Origin of the sequence: Clavibacter quasicaliforniensis, from assembly GCF_051201715.1 — a bacterium.
In the GTDB taxonomy this organism is placed as follows: Bacteria; Actinomycetota; Actinomycetes; order Actinomycetales; family Microbacteriaceae; genus Clavibacter; species Clavibacter seminis.
The window spans coordinates 536,355-550,729 of sequence record NZ_CP139624.1; the positions used below are offsets into that span (position 1 = coordinate 536,355).

Below are 14,375 nucleotides of genomic sequence, written 5' to 3' on the forward strand. Positions count from 1 at the left end.
CCTCTCTGGTCGGGTCTCGCGGTGGTCGGGTCGTGCGCGTCGCCGGCTCAGCCGACGATCGGCCGCTCCTCGGAGCGCTGGAAGAGCTGCCGGCGGGTGCTCGCGGCGAGGGCGGCCGCGAGGGTCACGGTGCCGACGCGCCCCAGGAACATGGTGGTCGCGAGCACGTACTTCGCGGGATCCGACGCCTCGGCCGTGAAGCCCGTGCTGAGCCCCGAGGTGGCGAAGGCGCTGATGGCGTCGAAGAGCACGTAGTCGAGGCGCTCGCCGGAGATCTGCAGCAGCACGATGCTGCTGAGCGCCACGGTGGTCGCGCCCCAGAGCACGATGCTCACCGCGAGGCGGAGCACGTCGCTCGGGATGCGGCGCTCGAAGACCTCCATCGACTCGCTGCCGCGGGCCTCGGCGAAGGCCGCGAGGAACAGGATCGCGAGGGTGGTGACCTTGATGCCGCCGGCCGTGGACGCGGATCCACCGCCGATGAACATGAACATGTCCGTGACCAGCAGGCTCGCGTTCCCGAAGTCGGCCATGTTCAACGTGGAGAAGCCGCCGGAGCGCGTCATGACCGAGAGGAAGAGCGCCTGGAAGCCGTGCTGCACGGGATCCATGAGCGCGAACGTCTTCTTGTTGTCCCACTCGAGCACTACGTACGCGAGCGTGCCCAGCACGATGAGGATGAGCGACGTCCAGAGCGTGAGCTTCACGTGCACGGAGAAGCGCCGCGGCTTCCGCCAGCCGCGGTACACGGCGTAGATGACGGGGAAGCCGATGCTGCCGAGGAAGACGCCGATCATGAGCAGGCTGAGGAACCAGTAGTCCTGGTGGTACAGCTCGAAGCCCGCTTCGCTGAAGACGAAGCCCGTGTTGGTGAACGCCATGAGCGAGTAGTAGAAGGAGTCGAGGGCGGCCTGGCCCACGGGGATCCCCTCCAACAGGATCCGCGGGAACAGCAGCGCCGCGATGGACAGCTCGATGACGAGGGCGCTGATCGCGACCGTGAGCAGCAGCGTGCCGATCTCGCCGAGCTTCACCGCCTGGCCCTCGGCGACGGGACCGTGGTGGATCCGCAGCGGGTTGCTGTCGCTCGCCGCCATGAGCCGGGCCTTGAGGCCGAGGCGGCGTGACACGATGAGCCCCATGATCGACGCGAGCGTCAGCACGCCGATCCCGCCGATCTGCACGCCGAGCGCGATGAAGGCGTGGCCGAGCGGGGTCCAGTACGTCGCCATGTCGACGGTCGAGAGGCCCGTGACGCAGATGGCGGAGACGGCCGTGAACAGCGCGTCGGCGAAGGGCGCCGTGTCGCCGGTGGACGTCATGCCGGGGAGCATGAGGATCGTCGTGAGCGTGAGGACGAGCGCCGCGAAGATGAGGATCGCGAAGCGGGCCGGCGTGGAGTGCGCGAAGTAGTCGAGGAAGTCGCGGATGCGCCCGAGGAGGGGACGTTCGTGATCCGGCCTGACGCGCATGGTCCCCTGTCCGCTCCGCGGCCTGTCGGCCCGGTTCGCCATGGTACTGCGAGCGCGTGACGGAATACCCTTCGGGGATGGCTGACATCTTCGACGTCGTGGCGGATCCGACGCGACGCGACCTCCTCCGCGTGCTGCTCGACCGACGCGCGGTCCCCGAGGCGCCCACCGGCGAGATCAGCGTCTCGGAGCTCGTGCAGACGCTCGGGATCAGCCAGCCGACGGTGTCGAAGCACCTGCGCGTCCTGCGCGACAGCGGCCTCGTCTCCGTCCGCGAGGAGGGGCAGCACCGCTACTACCGGCTGGAGCCCGCGCCGCTCGAGGCGCTGGATGCCTGGGTCGCGCCCTTCGTCGACGACGGCCGGGGCGACGCGGCCCCCGACGACGGGCACGCGGATCCGGACACGGGGCTGCTCGGCGCCGGCCTGTCCGTGGATCCCGACGGGGACGACGACGATCCGGCCGGCCACCCGTTCGCCGCGTCCCTCGGCCGGATCTGGGCCGACACCCGCTACCAGGCCGCCGCCGCCGTGCACGACGCCACGCGCGTCGCCGGCTCGGCGGGCCAGGCGTCGCTCGGCCGGCTGCGCGCGCGGAAGCAGGGGAACTCGCGGGACGCGTGATGCAGGATGTGACACGATGGACACGCGTCCATCCGGACCCCTAGAATCGCGCACCAGCGCCCGCATCGCGGGTGCTACGAGGTCCGTGAGCCGGTCACGCAGAACGAGGAGTCGATCCGCCCATGTCGCGTGACCTGTCCGACGTCCGATTCCTCACGGTGGCCGAGGTGGCCGAGATGATGCGCGTCTCGAAGATGACCGTCTACCGCCTCGTGCACTCGGGCGACCTGCCCGCCATCCGCTTCGGCCGCTCGTTCCGCGTGCCCGAGTCCGCCGTGCTCGCCGCGATCGACCCGTCGAACGCGCTTCCCGGCCAGCCCGGCGAGGCGTCGCGTCACTCCGGCATGTCGGATGTCGGCTAGACTCCTCTGAGGCTATTTTCCGCGGGTCACCAGAACCCGCGTGTTCCGTCCGGCAACAGATGAGGTGCCCCTATGGGTTCAGTGATCAAGAAGCGTCGCAAGCGCATGGCCAAGAAGAAGCACCGCAAGCTGCTTCGCAAGACGCGCCACCAGCGTCGCAACAAGAAGTAGAGAGCACGCGTCCGCGAGGGCGCACGACGTGATGGAGAGGACGCCGACCCGGTGACGGGGCGGCGTCCTCTTCGTTCGTGGGGGGCGTGCCCGGCCTGCAGGTGTCGGGCCCGGGGCGCCCCACGGATCAGCTCCCGGCGGGTCCGTCCGCCTGCGCGGCCTCGCGGCGCACGCGCCTCCGGGCGTCGCGGATGCTCTGGCGCCGGAGCCGCATCGACGGCCAGCCGGATCCGCGCGCATGGGCCGCGAGCGCCTGGTCCGGGTTCACGACCACCGGGTGCCCGACCAGCGAGAGCAGCGGGATGTCGTGGCGCGAGTCGGAGTACGCCCAGCAGTCGGCGGCGTCCGCGCCCGTCCGCGCGAGGAGCCCCCGTGCCGCGGCGGCCTTGTGCGCGCCGTGCAGGAACTCGCCCTCGAGGCGGCCCGTGTACGCGCCGTCGCGCACCTCGATCACGGTGCCGAGCGCGCCCGTGAGGCCGAGGCGACGGGCGATCACGTCGGCCAGGAACGACGGCGACGCCGTGACCAACCAGACCTGGTGGCCCTTCGCGAGGTGCTCCTGCGCGAGCCCGAGCGTCTCCGGCCAGACCATGGGCGCGGTGTGCCGCTCGTAGATCTCGTCGGCGAGCGCGGCCATGTCGGCCACCGTGACGCCGGTCACGACCTCGAGGCCGCGGGTGCGCGCCGAGGCGAGGTGCCGGTCGTTCTCGCCCCGCGCCTTGAAGCGCGCGTGCTTCCAGCCGGAGCCGACGATGTCGCGCACCGTGAGGAGGCCGGCCGCGCGGAGCCCGCGCACGAGATGGAACGCGCTCGCGCCGTGGATCAGGGTGTTGTCCACGTCGAAGAACGCGAGGATCGGGGTGCCCGCCTGCTCGACCATGATCGGGTCAGCGTAGGCGACGCTCCTGGGGCCGGATCCCGGGCAGGCGGCGCGCGGCCTCGCCTACGCTGGGCGGATGAGCGCAACGGTCCTCACCCTCGTCGGCAAGCCCGGCTGCCACCTCTGCGACGACGCGCGCGAGGTCGTGACGCAGGTGCTCGGCGGCCTCGACGCGGCGCGCGCCGGCGAGGTGACGCTCGAGGAGCGCAGCATCCTCGACGACCGGGCGCTCGCCGACCGGTTCGCCGAGGAGATCCCGGTGCTCCTCATCGACGGGCGCGTGCACAACTACTGGCGCATCGACGCCGACCGGCTCCGCGCCGCGCTCGACGCGCGCTGAGCCCAGCGGTCGCCGGGGCCACGGATAGGGTCGTCCCATGACCCTCCGCCACGTCGTCTCCTGGAAGCTCGCCGACCGCGATCCCGCCGCCCTCGACCGCGACGCCGCCCGCATCACCGAGGCGCTCGGCACGCTGCCCGGACTCGTGCCCGGCATCCGCTCGTTCCAGCTGGGGCGCGACGTGGTCGGATCCGCGCGCAGCCACGACGTCGTGCTCATCGCCGACTTCGACGACCGGGCCGCGCTCGACGCGTACGACGTGCACCCGGAGCACCAGCGCGTCGCCGCGTTCGTGCGGAGCCTCGTCGGATCCGCGGCTTCGGTCGACTTCGAGGTCTGACGTCAGCGGCGACGACCGCGCGTCCCGCGGAGCCGCATCCGCGCCCCGGCGGCGCGTGACGCTCGCGCAGGTGGCGGAGCGCGCCGGGGTCTCGCGCTCCGCGGTGTCCTTCGCGCTCACCGGGCGGACGGACCAGCGGCTCTCGACGGAGACGATCGCGCGGATCCGGGACGCGGCCGACGAGCTCGGCTACCGCCCGAACATGACGGCCAGGACCCTGCGCACCGGCCGCTCGGGCACCGTCGCGCTCGTCTCGGACTTCGTCAGCAGCACCTCGCACGCCAACTCGATGGTGCGCGGGGCGCTCGACGCGCTGCGGGAGCGCGACACGATCCTCTTCACCGTGGACACGCAGGGCGACGCCCACCAGGAGGAGCAGCTGCTCGAGAGCCTGCTCGGGCGCACCATCGACGGGGTCCTCTACGCGTCGATGTTCACGCGGGTCGTGCGGACGCCCTCCCTGCTCGACCAGGTGCCGCACGTGCTGCTCAACTGCGTGCCCGAGGAGGGCGTCGCGCACGCGGTGGTGCCGGACGAGGACGCCGCGGGAGCCGACGCCGCGCGGGCGCTCCTCGACCTCGGCCACCTCGACCGGATCTGGTTCGTCGGCAGCCTCCCCGACGGCGTCACCGGCGGACCCGCCTGGCGCGGCTGGGCGCCGGTCGCGCTCACCGAGCGGCTGGCCGGCGTCCGACGCGCGCTCGCCGCCGCGGGGGTCGAGCTGGCCGGCGTGCAGGAGGTGGCGCGCGACTGGGACACGGACGACGGGCGCGAGGCCGTCGCCCGGCTGCTCGCGACCGGCGCCCGCCCGACCGCGCTGGTCTGCGCGAACGACGCCGTCGCCGCGGGCGCCTACCAGGCGCTGCACCGCGCGGGCCTCCGCGTGCCGGAGGACGTCTCGGTCGTCGCGTTCGACGGGAGCGCGATCAGCCGCGCGCTGGATCCGCCGCTCGCCTCCGTCGCGCTGCCCCAGCTCGAGCTCGGCCGCCTCGCCGTGGAGCTGCTCTTCGACCGCGCCGCGGAGCCCGCCGTGCACCGCGTGCCGATGGCGTTCGTGCCGGGCGGATCGATCGGCCGGGTGCGGTGACCTGGCGTCCGGAACCCGTGGTGCGCTTTCCAGCTAGATCGTTGTAGCATCCTGTCCGCGTGCCCGGTACCCGACCGGTCGCGATCTCACGACGCATACGAAGGAGTATGGGATGACTGCTGTCGATGGCGCCCTCAGGGGCCCGAACGCCTGGTGGGTGGGGTTCGTGTGCGGGATGGCGACGTTCGTCGACGCCGCCGCGACGACGGGCGTGGGCATCGCGCTCGTGCTCTTCCTGGCGCCGCCCACGGGAGGGCCCGGTCTGTCGGGCGCCGAGGTCGGCTACCTCACGGCCGTGCTGACCGCGGGCGTCGCGGCCGGATCCCTCCTCGGCGGCTGGGCGGGCGACCGGTTCGGCCGGCGCCGCGTGTTCCTCGTCACGATGACGCTCATCGTCATCGGCTCGGCCACGCCGTTCCTCGGCGTCTCGTCCGCGGTGCTGCTCCCGGGGATCGCGCTCATCGGCCTCGGCGTCGGCGCGGACCTGCCTGTCGCGCTCGCGACCATCTCGGAGGCGGCGACCGATCGGAACCGCGGCAAGATCCTCGTGTTCTCCAACCTGCTCGGCGGGTTCGGGATCCTCCTGGCCGTCGTCATCGGGATCCTCTTCGGCCAGGCCGGCCCCACCGGCGGGCACGTGATGTTCGGCGCGTTCGGCGTCGTCGGCCTCCTCGTGCTGCTCATGCGCGTGACCATCCCCGAGTCGGCGTCGTGGCTCGTCGCGCGGGCCGAGCGCGCGGACGGCACGCGCACGGTGCGGGCGCAGCGCGGGCGGATCCGCGACCTCGGCCGGCCCGCCTACCGCCGGCCGTTCGTGACGCTGCTCGTCTACTACACGCTCGCCTCGCTCGCCATCAGCGTGGCGGGGAGCTTCGGCACGTACGTCGCCGTGAGCGTCGCGGGCATCCCCGTCGACGAGTACCAGTCGTGGACGATCCTCGCGATGCCGGCCGCCGTCCTCGGGGCGCTGTGGTTCATGTCGGTCGCGGACACGCGGTTCCGCATGCCGTACTTCGTGATCGGGTCCGTGGTGGTGGTCGCGTCGAACCTCATCCCGGTCGTCCTGGGGTTCAGCCTGCCGACGCTCGTGGTGTCGGTCGTGCTCTCGACCTTCGCGGGCGCGTTCTGCTTCGAGACGATCATGAAGGTCTGGACGCAGGAGTCGTTCCCCACGCTCCTCCGGTCGACCGCGCAGGGCACCGTGTACGGGGTGGCGCGCTTCGCGACGGCGGGGCTCAACGCGGTGACGCCCACGCTCCTGGCGTTGAACCCGCAGGGCGTCTACGTCGGGGTGTCCGTGCTCGCCGCAGCGGGCTTCCTGGTCGGCTGGGTCGGGTTCCGCCGGGCGCACGGCACGGCGTTCGACGTGGAGGACGAGCAGGTGCCCGCGACCGCGTCGGTGCGGACCGTCGAGGCGGCGGCGTGAGCGGCGCCGGCGGGAGCGGCGGCGGCGTGATGCGGATCCGCCCGTTCGCGACGCGCGTGCGCGGGCTGACGCTCCGCGGAGCGCAGCACCTGGCGGAGGGGGCCGGCCCGCGGCCCACCGCGGTGCTGATGCACGGCTTCGGCGGCTCGCGCGTCGAGACGACCGGCGTGTTCGTCGCCCTCGCGCGGCGGCTCGCGGCGGCGGGCATCGGCGTCGTCGCCTACGACCGCGCGGGCCACGGCGAGAGCGATGGCGAGTTCCTCGACACGACGGTCACGGGCGACGTGGCCGACGCCCGGCACGTCCTCGCCGCCGTCCGCGCGCTGCCCGAGGTGGACGCGGACGACGTGCACCTCGTCGGCATGAGCCTCGGCGCGGTCGTCGCCTCGGTGCTCGCGGCGGAGGAGGGCGCGGCAGCCGGGGGCGCGGCGGGGCCGGGGATCCGGTCGCTCGCGATGTGGTCGACGGCCGCCGTGTTCGTCGACGACATCCGCGCCGGCACGATCCAGGGCCGCTCGCTCGCCTCCCTCGACGCGGACGGCTGGTTCGACTTCGCCGGGATGCGCATGGGGCCGGCGATGCGCGACGACGCGCTCGGCTTCGACCCGTACGCGCGGGCGGTCGGCTACCGGGGTCCCGCGCTGCTCCTGCACGGCACGGACGACTTCGTGCCGGTCGACTACGCCCGGCGGTACACCGACCCCGCCGTGCTGGGCGACCGCGCCGAGCTGGTGGTGGTGGACGGCGCGGACCACGGCTGGGCGCAGCTGCCGCAGCGCGACGAGGTGATCGCGCGGACCGTCGCCTTCGTGCGCGCGCACGCGTCGGGCGGGACGGCATGAGCGGCGTCGGCACGTCCGGGCGTGACGGCGAGATCGTCGAGCTGGACGGCGGGTCCGTCCGCGTCCACGGTCACCTCGGGCTGGCACGGGTGCCCGGCGGCGTGCGGCCGATCCGGCTGCCCGAGTCCGCGTGGCGCGACTTCCCGCCAGCGGGCGAGCTGATGCGCGCGCAGGTGTCGACGGCGGCCGGGGTGCGGATCCGGTTCACGACCGCGGCCGACGAGGTGCGGCTGCGGGTGCGCTGCACGCGGATCCACTTCGACGACCTCCCGGGGCCGCGCAACACGTTCGTCGCGGAGGTCGGCGGCGCGGACCTGCCGCCGGTCGCCTCGCCCGTGGACGTCGTGCGCCGGGTCTCGCCGTCGGGCGACGCCGCGGAGGAGACCGCGGTGGGCGATGGCGAGGCGTCCGTGGTCGTGCTCGCCGGGCTCGGGCGCGGCCCGTCGACCGTGACCGTGTGGCTGCCGCAGGGCATGCTCGTGGACCTCGTGGGGATCGACGCTGCCGCGCCCGTGCGGGCCGCGGACCCGCTCGGGCTGCCGCGCTGGATCCACCACGGCAGCTCCATCAGCCACTGCGTGGAGGCGCCGGACCCCACGGGCGCATGGCCCGTCGTCGCCGCGCGGGAGGCGGGCCTCGACATCGTGGGCCTGGGCTTCGGCGGCCAGTGCATGCTCGACCCGTTCGTCGCGGACGCCATCGCGGCGGAGCCGGCCGACGTGATCTCGCTGAGCGTCGGCATCAACATCGTGGGCGCCCGGTCGATGGACCAGCGCACCTTCGTGCCCGCGCTGCACGGCTTCCTCGACCGCGTGCGGCGCGGCCACCCGGGCACGCCGATCGTGCTCGCGTCGTCGATCCTCTGGCCGGGCAGCGAGGACGTGCCCGGACCGCCCGGCGTCGAGTTCCACGACGACGGATCCGTGCGCTGCTTCGCGGCGGGCGACCCCGCGGACGTGCCGCGCGGAGCGCTCACTCTCGCGGAGTCCCGGCGGCATGTGGCGCACGTCGCGCGGGTGCGTCAGGAGCAGGGCGAGCGGATCGCGCACCTCGACGGCCTCGCGCTGTACGGCCCCGACGACGTGGCGCGGTTCGCGCTGCCGGACGGGCTGCATCCGGATGCGGAGCTCTACGCGGAGATGGGTCGGCGCTTCGTCGCGCGCGTCTTCGCGGACGACGGCCTGGTGCCGCGGGCGGGGATCGGCGCCGGCGCGCGCTGAGCCGCCGGGTCGTTCCGGCTGACCGGCCGCGTGGCCCGCCCTCGCTCGCGGCCCCACCGCCCGTGCGACAGGATGGCGGGATGGGCGGAGTGGTCGAGGTCGAGCGGGTGTCGGTGGTCGTCGACGGGATCCCGCTGCTGCGTCCGACCGACCTCTCCGTCGCGGCGGGCGAGGCCGTCGCGGTCACCGGGCCGAACGGCGCCGGGAAGACGACCCTGCTGCGGGTGGTCGCCGGGCTCACGCGGCCGAGCACGGGATCCGCGCGGGTCGGCGGCCGGCCGGTCGACGAGCGCGACCCGGCGTTCCGGCGCGCGGTGTCAGGATCCATCGGGCACCCGCCCGTGGCGCGCGACCTGACGCTCGCCGAGCACCTCGCCGTCATCGCCGCGACCTGGGGGATGGACGCGCCCGAGGCCCGCGACCGGGCGGCCGCGCACCTCGAGCGGTGGCGGCTGGCGCCCCTCGCCCGGCGCTTCCCGCACGAGCTGTCCAGCGGCCAGTCGCAGCTGGTGGCCCTCGCGATGGCCACCGTGCGGCCCTACGACGTGCTGCTCCTCGACGAACCCGAGCAGCGGCTCGACCCCGACCGGCTGCAGCTCGTGATCGCGATCCTCCGCGCCGAGATCGACGACGGCCGCACGGTCGTGCTCGCGACGCACAGCCCGACGCTCCGCGACGCCGTGGCGCAGCGGTCCATCGCGCTCGTCGGCGACGCCGCGTGAGCACGAGGCGCGTCCTCCGCACGGTCCGGTCCCTGCGGCTCGAGCGCGGCGACGCCTCGCCGATGGACGTCGCGTACACGGTGTACGCGGGCGTGCTCACGGTGCTGATCGTCGGGATCCCCGTGCTGCGCGCCATCGTGCTGGAGCTCGCCGAGCCGGCCGCGGCCGCGTCGCTCCGCGAGCACGGGCCCACCGCGGCGGCGGCCGTCGCGGGCCTCGCCGCTACGGCGCTCCTGATGGCCGGCGGCGCGCGCGGCCCGGCGCTCCTGTCCCCGTTCCTCACCGCGACGCTCGCGGGCAGCGGCCTGCCGCGGGCGGCCGTGCTCGCACGTCCGGCGGTCCGCGCCGGGCTCGGGCTCGCCGCGATCTCCGGGCTCGTCGCGCTGCTGCCCGGGCTGGCGCTGCTGGTCGCGGGCGACGCGGATCCGGCACCGGTCGCCGCGTGGACCGCGGGCGGCGCGCTGGTCGGCGTGATCCTCGCGGGCTGCTGGCTCGCGGGCCAGCGGCTGGGCGCGGGCGGGCGGGCCGTCGGGGGAGCCGTGCTGCTCGGATCCACCGCGCTCGCGGTGCTCGTGCCGACGTCGGTCGTGCCCGGGAGCGCCGTCCGCGCGCTCTTCCCCGGCACCGGCGAGTGGCCGCCCTCCTCCGGCGTCGCCACGGCGCTCGCCGCGCTCGCCGCGCTGGCCGTCGTGGCCGTCGTGGCCGCGCCCGCGCTCCTCGGCGGCCTCCGCGGATCCGAGCTGCTCGCGCAAGCGCGGCGCTGGCAGGCGGCCACCACCCTGGCGACCACGGGCGACCTCGCGATGGCGGCGGGCGGGTTCCGGCCCGTGCCGCGCATCGGGCGCGGCTGGGGAGCCGTGCGCGGCCGGTCGACGGTGGCGCTCGTCGTGCGACGCGACCTCGTCGGCGCGCTGCGGACGCCCGTCCGCGCGGCGTCAGCGTGCCTCGGTGTCGCGGCGTCGGGCGCGCTCCTGGCGGTGGCCCTCGACGGCGCCGGCACGGGCCGGGTGATCCCCGCGCTCGCCGCGGCCGTCGTCGGGTTCCTCGCGCTCGGCGTCGGGGCCGACGGCTTCCGGCACGTCGTCGACGTCTCCTCCGCGCCGCAGCTCTACGGGATCCCGACCGGGCGCCTGCTGCTCCTCCACGCCGTGCTCCCCGGCGTGGCCGGGGTCGCGTGCGCGGTCGCGGGGGCGGGGATCGCCGTGGCCGGCGGTTCGGGCGTCGTCGCGCTCGTCCTCGCGCCGGCCGTCGCGCTGCTGCTCGTCGCGATCCGCGCGTTCGACGCGGCGAAGGGCCCGCTGCCGCTCTCCGTCATGGCGCCCGTGGTGACGCCGGCGGGCGACGCGTCGGCGCTCGTGATCGCCGCGTGGCAGGCCGACGCGCTGCTCCTGGCCGGGGGATCCGCGCTGGCCGTCGTGTCCGCGGTCGGAGCGGTCGGTCCGCTGGGGGCCGCGCTCGTCGTCCCGCTGGGCGTGGGCGTGGCGCTGCGGGCGCGCGGCCGGCTCGCCGCGACCCGGGGCTAGCGGCGGACCGCCGGGTCCGGCACGTCGCCGACCGCACGCCGTCCGTGCAGCGCCACCGCGGCGAGGAAGCCGACCCCGAGGACGATCTCGAGGGTCCAGTAGACGGGGCTGGTGCTGGACGCGACGACCGTGAGCCCGTAGACCCCCTCCGCGAGGAGGACGGCGCTGAGCACCGCGACGCCCGCGATCGCCCACCCGCGCGACGCGTGCCGGACGAGCGCCGCCGCGACGCCCAGGAACGGGCCGGCGACCAGCCCGATCGGGATCCACATGGACGAGAGCGGGTCCGCGAGGAAGAACCCGCGCCAGAGGCTCACGATGCCGTACGCCTCCACCATCGCGACGAACGAGACCGCGCCGAGCACGGCGCCGAGGAGCGGGCGTGCGCGGGAGAGCCACACGGCGACGAAGGCGAGCATGCTCCAGCCGCCGGCGGAGTTGGCGAGCGGGCTCATCCACGACGGGAGGACTCCCTGCGCGGGGCTGGTGAGGCCGCCCACGACGAGGCTGAACACGAGGACGACCGCGGCGGCGCGGAAGGGAGACGGGTCGGGTCGGGTCATGGCCTCACCCTCTCCCGCGGGCGGGTGCCGGGTCGTCCGCCCCGCGGCCCATCCGCGTACGCGCGGGGATGCAGATGACGTCAGCCGCGCGGCCGGGCCTCGTCGAGGATCCGCACGGCCTCGTCAGCGGGCACGGTCCACGTGATGGTCGCCGTCACGCGCGCGACGCTGTCGTCGGAGACGCTGGTGCTCGCGAAGTCGACCTGCACGTCGCGCACCTCCCGGCCGAGGACGGTCGCGGACTCGGCGGCGGCGATGATCGCGTCGTCGTCGTAGGGCAGATTCGTGAGGGCCATGGGCGTCCTTGGGGTGCGGGGCGGGCGTGGTCGGAGGGGCGCGGACGCGCGGGGAGCGTCCGGGCGGGCGGCGTCAGTCGGCGGGCGGCTCGGCGTGCGCGGCCGAGCCGTAGGGCGGCTCCGGCACCAGGTGCAGCCCGGATCCGGTGTTCGCGCTGTCCATGAGCAGGTCCACCCAGGCGGGGTTGATGGAGGGGACCCGGCTGCCCGAGAACCGGAAGTGCAGCGGGAGCTCAGGGGCGACCCACACCGTGCTGCGCCCGTCGCCCTCCGACGCCGGGTACTTCCACGAGAACGCGAAGCTCTCCCGGCGGCGGAGCTTGTTCAGCATCACGATCTGCAGGTGCGCGAGCGCGCGGTCGTCGATGGTGGTGCGGGTGGTGCTGTCGAAGATCAGCTGGCCCATGCCCTGCCCTCCTCCGTGTCCCGTCCTGGGTCCCCGTCGAGGGCGCGGATCCTGCGGATCCCGCAGCGTCGACGTCTCGGCGACCCGCGGGTGAGGACATCGAGTGATGATGCAGATATTACGGCAACAGAGGAAACGCGGATCCGCCGGGCGGTCGACCGGTCGCCGGGCGGATGCCTACCGAGCGCCCGCGTCGAGCCAGGCGAGCGCTGCGCGCGCGACCTCACGCGGGGTGCGGTCGTCGGTCGGGATCGTCGTCCCGTCGAGGCCGGACGCCCCGAGCCGCGCGGCGAGATCCGCGTGGCGGGCCAGGTGCCAGTCGCGCGCGGCACGCCGGTCGTCGTCGTAGCGGGAGCGCAGGCGCGCCTCGACGACCGCGGGCGACGCGGTCAGGAGCACGCACCGCACGTCGATCCCCAGGGCATCGCGGTACCGGTCGAGGTCGGCGCGCTCCGCGACCACCCCGCTGACCACCAGCTGCCGCGGCCCCGCCTCCTGGAACAGCGCCCACGTGGCGGCCATGGCCCGCGCCTCGACGACGACGTTCTCCGGATCCCACGACGCGGGCGGCCACGACCGGTGGAACCAGTCGACGTCCATCAGGCTGAACGGCCGCTCGGCCTCGGCGAGCAGGTCGCCGACGCGCTCGAGCACGGCGCTCTTGCCGACGCCGTACGTGCCGTTCAGGAGGAGGGCGGGTGGGCTCCCGTCAGCCATTCGAGCAGGTCTCCTCCGATGCCGTCTGCCCCGTCGCGTTCGAGGGCAGCACGGCCGCGGGCGACGGATCCGCGGACGGGGTCCCGGGAGCCGCCGGCGCGGCGGCCGCGGGCGGGGCCTCGACGCCCGCGCCCGTGCTGTCGGGCGCGAGCGAGAAGTCCGCGTCGTCCGCGATGAGCTGCATCATCCGCGTGCCGCCCTCGACGTCCTGAGCCACGCGGCCGCTCTCGAGCCGGGTGCTCGGGTACTGCACGAACACGAACCTGTCGAGCGGGATCCCCTTCAGCGTCAGCGCGAGGGACGCGATCGCGGTCGGGTCGTCGAGGGACGTCGACAGGCTCATGTTCTCGACGGCCGCGCGGGCGATGCCGTAGAGCTTCGCGGGGTTCGTGAGCGTGTCGGTGCTGGTGATCGTCCGGACGAGGGCGCTGAGGAACACCTGCTGGTTGCTGATCCGGTCGATGTCGCTGTGGTCGCCGATGCCGTAGCGCGTGCGGAGGAACTGCACGGCGGTCTCGCCCTGGAGCAGCTGCGGACCCGCACCCAGGTCCAGGTCGGTCCTCTTGTCCTTGATCGGGTTCGCCAGGCAGACGGTGACGCCGCCGACCGCGTTCGACATGGCGACGACGCCGTTGAACTGGACGACGCCGCCGTAGGGGATGTCGAGTCCCGTGATGGACTCCACCGTGCGCACGACGCAGTCCAGACCGCCCTTCGACAGCGCCGAGTTGATCTGGGCGCCGCTCGCGGCGGCGCCTCCCGTCGAGGTGCCGGACGCGGGGCACGCGGGTCGGTCGATCAGCATGTCGCGGGGGAACGACACGACGGTGGCGCGCGAGTGGTCCTCGCTGATGTGCAGGAGCATCGTCACGTCGTTGTTGTCGGCGCCTCCGACGATCTTCAGGTCCCCGTATCCGTCCCCCTGGTCCTTCCGGCTGTCGCTGCCGACCAGCAGGATGTTCGCCCCGCCGTCGATCCCCCCGATGGACGGCGGCGGCGCCTTCCCGTCCGAGATGTCGACCGAGTTCGCCTGCACCGTGCGCGCCAGGTCCCAGGCGGCGAACGCGGCGACGGATCCGGTGCTCGCGATCACCACGGCCGTCACCGCCGCCAGGGCCTTCACCGCGGTGCGCACGCCGCTCGGCCTCCGCAGCCGGCCGTGCCGGGCGATGCCGCGCGCGAGGCGCCGGTCGGGTCGCGTCTCGTCGGACATGCGGGCTCCTCGGCGTGGGGCAGGGGCCGTCCGGGTCGGATCGGCGGTGCCTGCCACGCTACGGACGTGGCGCCGCGAGCGGTTCCCCCGAGCGATGTAGATCCGCACCCCCGAACCGGGGCCGCCGACGCGGAACGGCCCGACCCCCTGCTGAGGGGATCGGGCCGTCCGG

18 protein-coding genes are annotated in these 14,375 nt (G+C 74.5%); 11 read left to right on the forward strand and 7 right to left on the reverse strand.

Features of this window, described 5'->3' with window-relative positions; genetic code table 11:
- Nucleotides 1-47: 47 nt before the first annotated feature.
- Nucleotides 48-1,472 carry a TrkH family potassium uptake protein gene (locus NL142_RS02625; RefSeq protein WP_435080854.1) on the reverse strand — a complete coding sequence of 475 codons (1,425 nt, stop codon included), beginning with the start codon at nucleotides 1,470-1,472 and terminating at the stop codon, nucleotides 48-50.
- 77 nt (nucleotides 1,473-1,549) lie between these two features.
- Between NL142_RS02625 and NL142_RS02630 the strand changes: the two genes are divergently transcribed.
- The 3 genes from NL142_RS02630 (at nucleotide 1,550) to NL142_RS02640 (ending at nucleotide 2,628) form a co-directional block, all read left to right on the forward strand.
- Nucleotides 1,550-2,095 (forward strand): ArsR/SmtB family transcription factor, encoded by a 546-nt coding sequence (locus tag NL142_RS02630; protein ID WP_435080855.1) that lies wholly within the window; start codon nucleotides 1,550-1,552, stop codon nucleotides 2,093-2,095.
- A gap of 122 nt (nucleotides 2,096-2,217) precedes the next feature.
- Nucleotides 2,218-2,457, forward strand: coding sequence for a helix-turn-helix domain-containing protein (locus tag NL142_RS02635; protein WP_011931768.1), 240 nt, complete (start codon nucleotides 2,218-2,220; stop codon nucleotides 2,455-2,457).
- 72 nt (nucleotides 2,458-2,529) lie between these two features.
- A complete protein-coding gene (locus NL142_RS02640) occupies nucleotides 2,530-2,628 on the forward strand; it encodes a 30S ribosomal protein bS22 (RefSeq protein WP_003792170.1) in 99 nt (32 codons plus the stop codon).
- A 127-nt stretch (nucleotides 2,629-2,755) separates the two neighbouring features.
- Here NL142_RS02640 and NL142_RS02645 read toward each other — a convergent pair whose 3' ends face one another.
- A complete protein-coding gene (locus NL142_RS02645) occupies nucleotides 2,756-3,508 on the reverse strand; it encodes an HAD family hydrolase (RefSeq protein WP_435080856.1) in 753 nt (250 codons plus the stop codon).
- Between the two features lie 76 nt (nucleotides 3,509-3,584).
- Here NL142_RS02645 and NL142_RS02650 point away from each other — a divergent pair, with 76 nt between their 5' ends.
- The 8 genes from NL142_RS02650 (at nucleotide 3,585) to NL142_RS02685 (ending at nucleotide 11,008) form a co-directional block, all read left to right on the forward strand.
- Nucleotides 3,585-3,848: a glutaredoxin family protein gene (locus NL142_RS02650; protein ID WP_011931770.1), complete on the forward strand. Its 264-nt coding sequence runs from the start codon at nucleotides 3,585-3,587 to the stop codon at nucleotides 3,846-3,848.
- A 37-nt stretch (nucleotides 3,849-3,885) separates the two neighbouring features.
- On the forward strand, nucleotides 3,886-4,188 hold the full coding sequence (locus tag NL142_RS02655; RefSeq protein WP_104235652.1) for a Dabb family protein: 303 nt from the start codon (nucleotides 3,886-3,888) through the stop codon (nucleotides 4,186-4,188).
- Between the two features lie 55 nt (nucleotides 4,189-4,243).
- Nucleotides 4,244-5,275, forward strand: a complete 1,032-nt coding sequence (locus tag NL142_RS02660) for a LacI family DNA-binding transcriptional regulator (protein ID WP_435080857.1) — start codon at nucleotides 4,244-4,246, stop codon at nucleotides 5,273-5,275.
- A gap of 112 nt (nucleotides 5,276-5,387) precedes the next feature.
- Complete coding sequence (locus tag NL142_RS02665) at nucleotides 5,388-6,701, forward strand: MFS transporter (RefSeq protein ID WP_435080858.1); 1,314 nt, start codon at nucleotides 5,388-5,390, stop codon at nucleotides 6,699-6,701.
- Nucleotides 6,698-7,543 (forward strand): alpha/beta hydrolase, encoded by an 846-nt coding sequence (locus tag NL142_RS02670; RefSeq protein WP_435080859.1) that lies wholly within the window; start codon nucleotides 6,698-6,700, stop codon nucleotides 7,541-7,543. The genes NL142_RS02665 and NL142_RS02670 overlap by 4 nt, the downstream gene beginning before the upstream one ends.
- Nucleotides 7,540-8,763 (forward strand): GDSL-type esterase/lipase family protein, encoded by a 1,224-nt coding sequence (locus NL142_RS02675; protein WP_435080860.1) that lies wholly within the window; start codon nucleotides 7,540-7,542, stop codon nucleotides 8,761-8,763. The genes NL142_RS02670 and NL142_RS02675 overlap by 4 nt, the downstream gene beginning before the upstream one ends.
- Before the next feature lie 80 nt (nucleotides 8,764-8,843).
- Entirely contained in the window at nucleotides 8,844-9,485 is a 642-nt protein-coding gene (locus NL142_RS02680) for an ABC transporter ATP-binding protein (protein WP_435080861.1), read from the forward strand.
- The gene (locus NL142_RS02685) at nucleotides 9,482-11,008 is read left to right on the forward strand and encodes a hypothetical protein (protein ID WP_435080862.1); all 1,527 of its coding nucleotides are present in this window, start codon (nucleotides 9,482-9,484) and stop codon (nucleotides 11,006-11,008) included. The genes NL142_RS02680 and NL142_RS02685 overlap by 4 nt, the downstream gene beginning before the upstream one ends.
- Here NL142_RS02685 and NL142_RS02690 read toward each other — a convergent pair.
- From NL142_RS02690 to NL142_RS02710, 5 genes are all read right to left on the reverse strand, one after another.
- A complete protein-coding gene (locus NL142_RS02690) occupies nucleotides 11,005-11,571 on the reverse strand; it encodes a DUF6518 family protein (RefSeq protein WP_435080863.1) in 567 nt (188 codons plus the stop codon). The two genes, NL142_RS02685 and NL142_RS02690, sit on opposite strands and share 4 nt — an antisense overlap.
- Before the next feature lie 80 nt (nucleotides 11,572-11,651).
- Nucleotides 11,652-11,867 (reverse strand): hypothetical protein, encoded by a 216-nt coding sequence (locus NL142_RS02695; RefSeq protein WP_043585313.1) that lies wholly within the window; start codon nucleotides 11,865-11,867, stop codon nucleotides 11,652-11,654.
- Nucleotides 11,868-11,940: 73 nt separating this feature from the next.
- On the reverse strand, nucleotides 11,941-12,273 hold the full coding sequence (locus NL142_RS02700; RefSeq protein ID WP_194683484.1) for a DUF7882 family protein: 333 nt from the start codon (nucleotides 12,271-12,273) through the stop codon (nucleotides 11,941-11,943).
- A gap of 177 nt (nucleotides 12,274-12,450) precedes the next feature.
- On the reverse strand, nucleotides 12,451-12,990 hold the full coding sequence (locus NL142_RS02705) for an AAA family ATPase (protein ID WP_435080864.1): 540 nt from the start codon (nucleotides 12,988-12,990) through the stop codon (nucleotides 12,451-12,453).
- Nucleotides 12,983-14,203, reverse strand: a complete 1,221-nt coding sequence (locus NL142_RS02710) for an LCP family protein (protein WP_435080865.1) — start codon at nucleotides 14,201-14,203, stop codon at nucleotides 12,983-12,985. The genes NL142_RS02705 and NL142_RS02710 overlap by 8 nt, the downstream gene beginning before the upstream one ends.
- Between the last annotated feature and the right edge of the window lie 172 nt (nucleotides 14,204-14,375).

Bases quoted from the DNA above. Each gene is read 5' to 3' on its own strand.
- NL142_RS02625 (WP_435080854.1), bottom strand. From the start codon at position 1,472: ATGCGCGTCAGGCCGGATCACGAACGTCCCCTCCTCGGGCGCATCCGC.
- NL142_RS02630 (WP_435080855.1), top strand. From the start codon at position 1,550: ATGGCTGACATCTTCGACGTCGTGGCGGATCCGACGCGACGCGACCTC.
- NL142_RS02635 (WP_011931768.1), top strand. From the start codon at position 2,218: ATGTCGCGTGACCTGTCCGACGTCCGATTCCTCACGGTGGCCGAGGTG.
- NL142_RS02640 (WP_003792170.1), top strand. From the start codon at position 2,530: ATGGGTTCAGTGATCAAGAAGCGTCGCAAGCGCATGGCCAAGAAGAAG.
- NL142_RS02645 (WP_435080856.1), bottom strand. From the start codon at position 3,508: ATGGTCGAGCAGGCGGGCACCCCGATCCTCGCGTTCTTCGACGTGGAC.
- NL142_RS02650 (WP_011931770.1), top strand. From the start codon at position 3,585: ATGAGCGCAACGGTCCTCACCCTCGTCGGCAAGCCCGGCTGCCACCTC.
- NL142_RS02655 (WP_104235652.1), top strand. From the start codon at position 3,886: ATGACCCTCCGCCACGTCGTCTCCTGGAAGCTCGCCGACCGCGATCCC.
- NL142_RS02665 (WP_435080858.1), top strand. From the start codon at position 5,388: ATGACTGCTGTCGATGGCGCCCTCAGGGGCCCGAACGCCTGGTGGGTG.
- NL142_RS02675 (WP_435080860.1), top strand. From the start codon at position 7,540: ATGAGCGGCGTCGGCACGTCCGGGCGTGACGGCGAGATCGTCGAGCTG.
- NL142_RS02680 (WP_435080861.1), top strand. From the start codon at position 8,844: ATGGGCGGAGTGGTCGAGGTCGAGCGGGTGTCGGTGGTCGTCGACGGG.
- NL142_RS02690 (WP_435080863.1), bottom strand. From the start codon at position 11,571: ATGACCCGACCCGACCCGTCTCCCTTCCGCGCCGCCGCGGTCGTCCTC.
- NL142_RS02695 (WP_043585313.1), bottom strand. From the start codon at position 11,867: ATGGCCCTCACGAATCTGCCCTACGACGACGACGCGATCATCGCCGCC.
- NL142_RS02700 (WP_194683484.1), bottom strand. From the start codon at position 12,273: ATGGGCCAGCTGATCTTCGACAGCACCACCCGCACCACCATCGACGAC.
- NL142_RS02705 (WP_435080864.1), bottom strand. From the start codon at position 12,990: ATGGCTGACGGGAGCCCACCCGCCCTCCTCCTGAACGGCACGTACGGC.
- NL142_RS02710 (WP_435080865.1), bottom strand. From the start codon at position 14,203: ATGTCCGACGAGACGCGACCCGACCGGCGCCTCGCGCGCGGCATCGCC.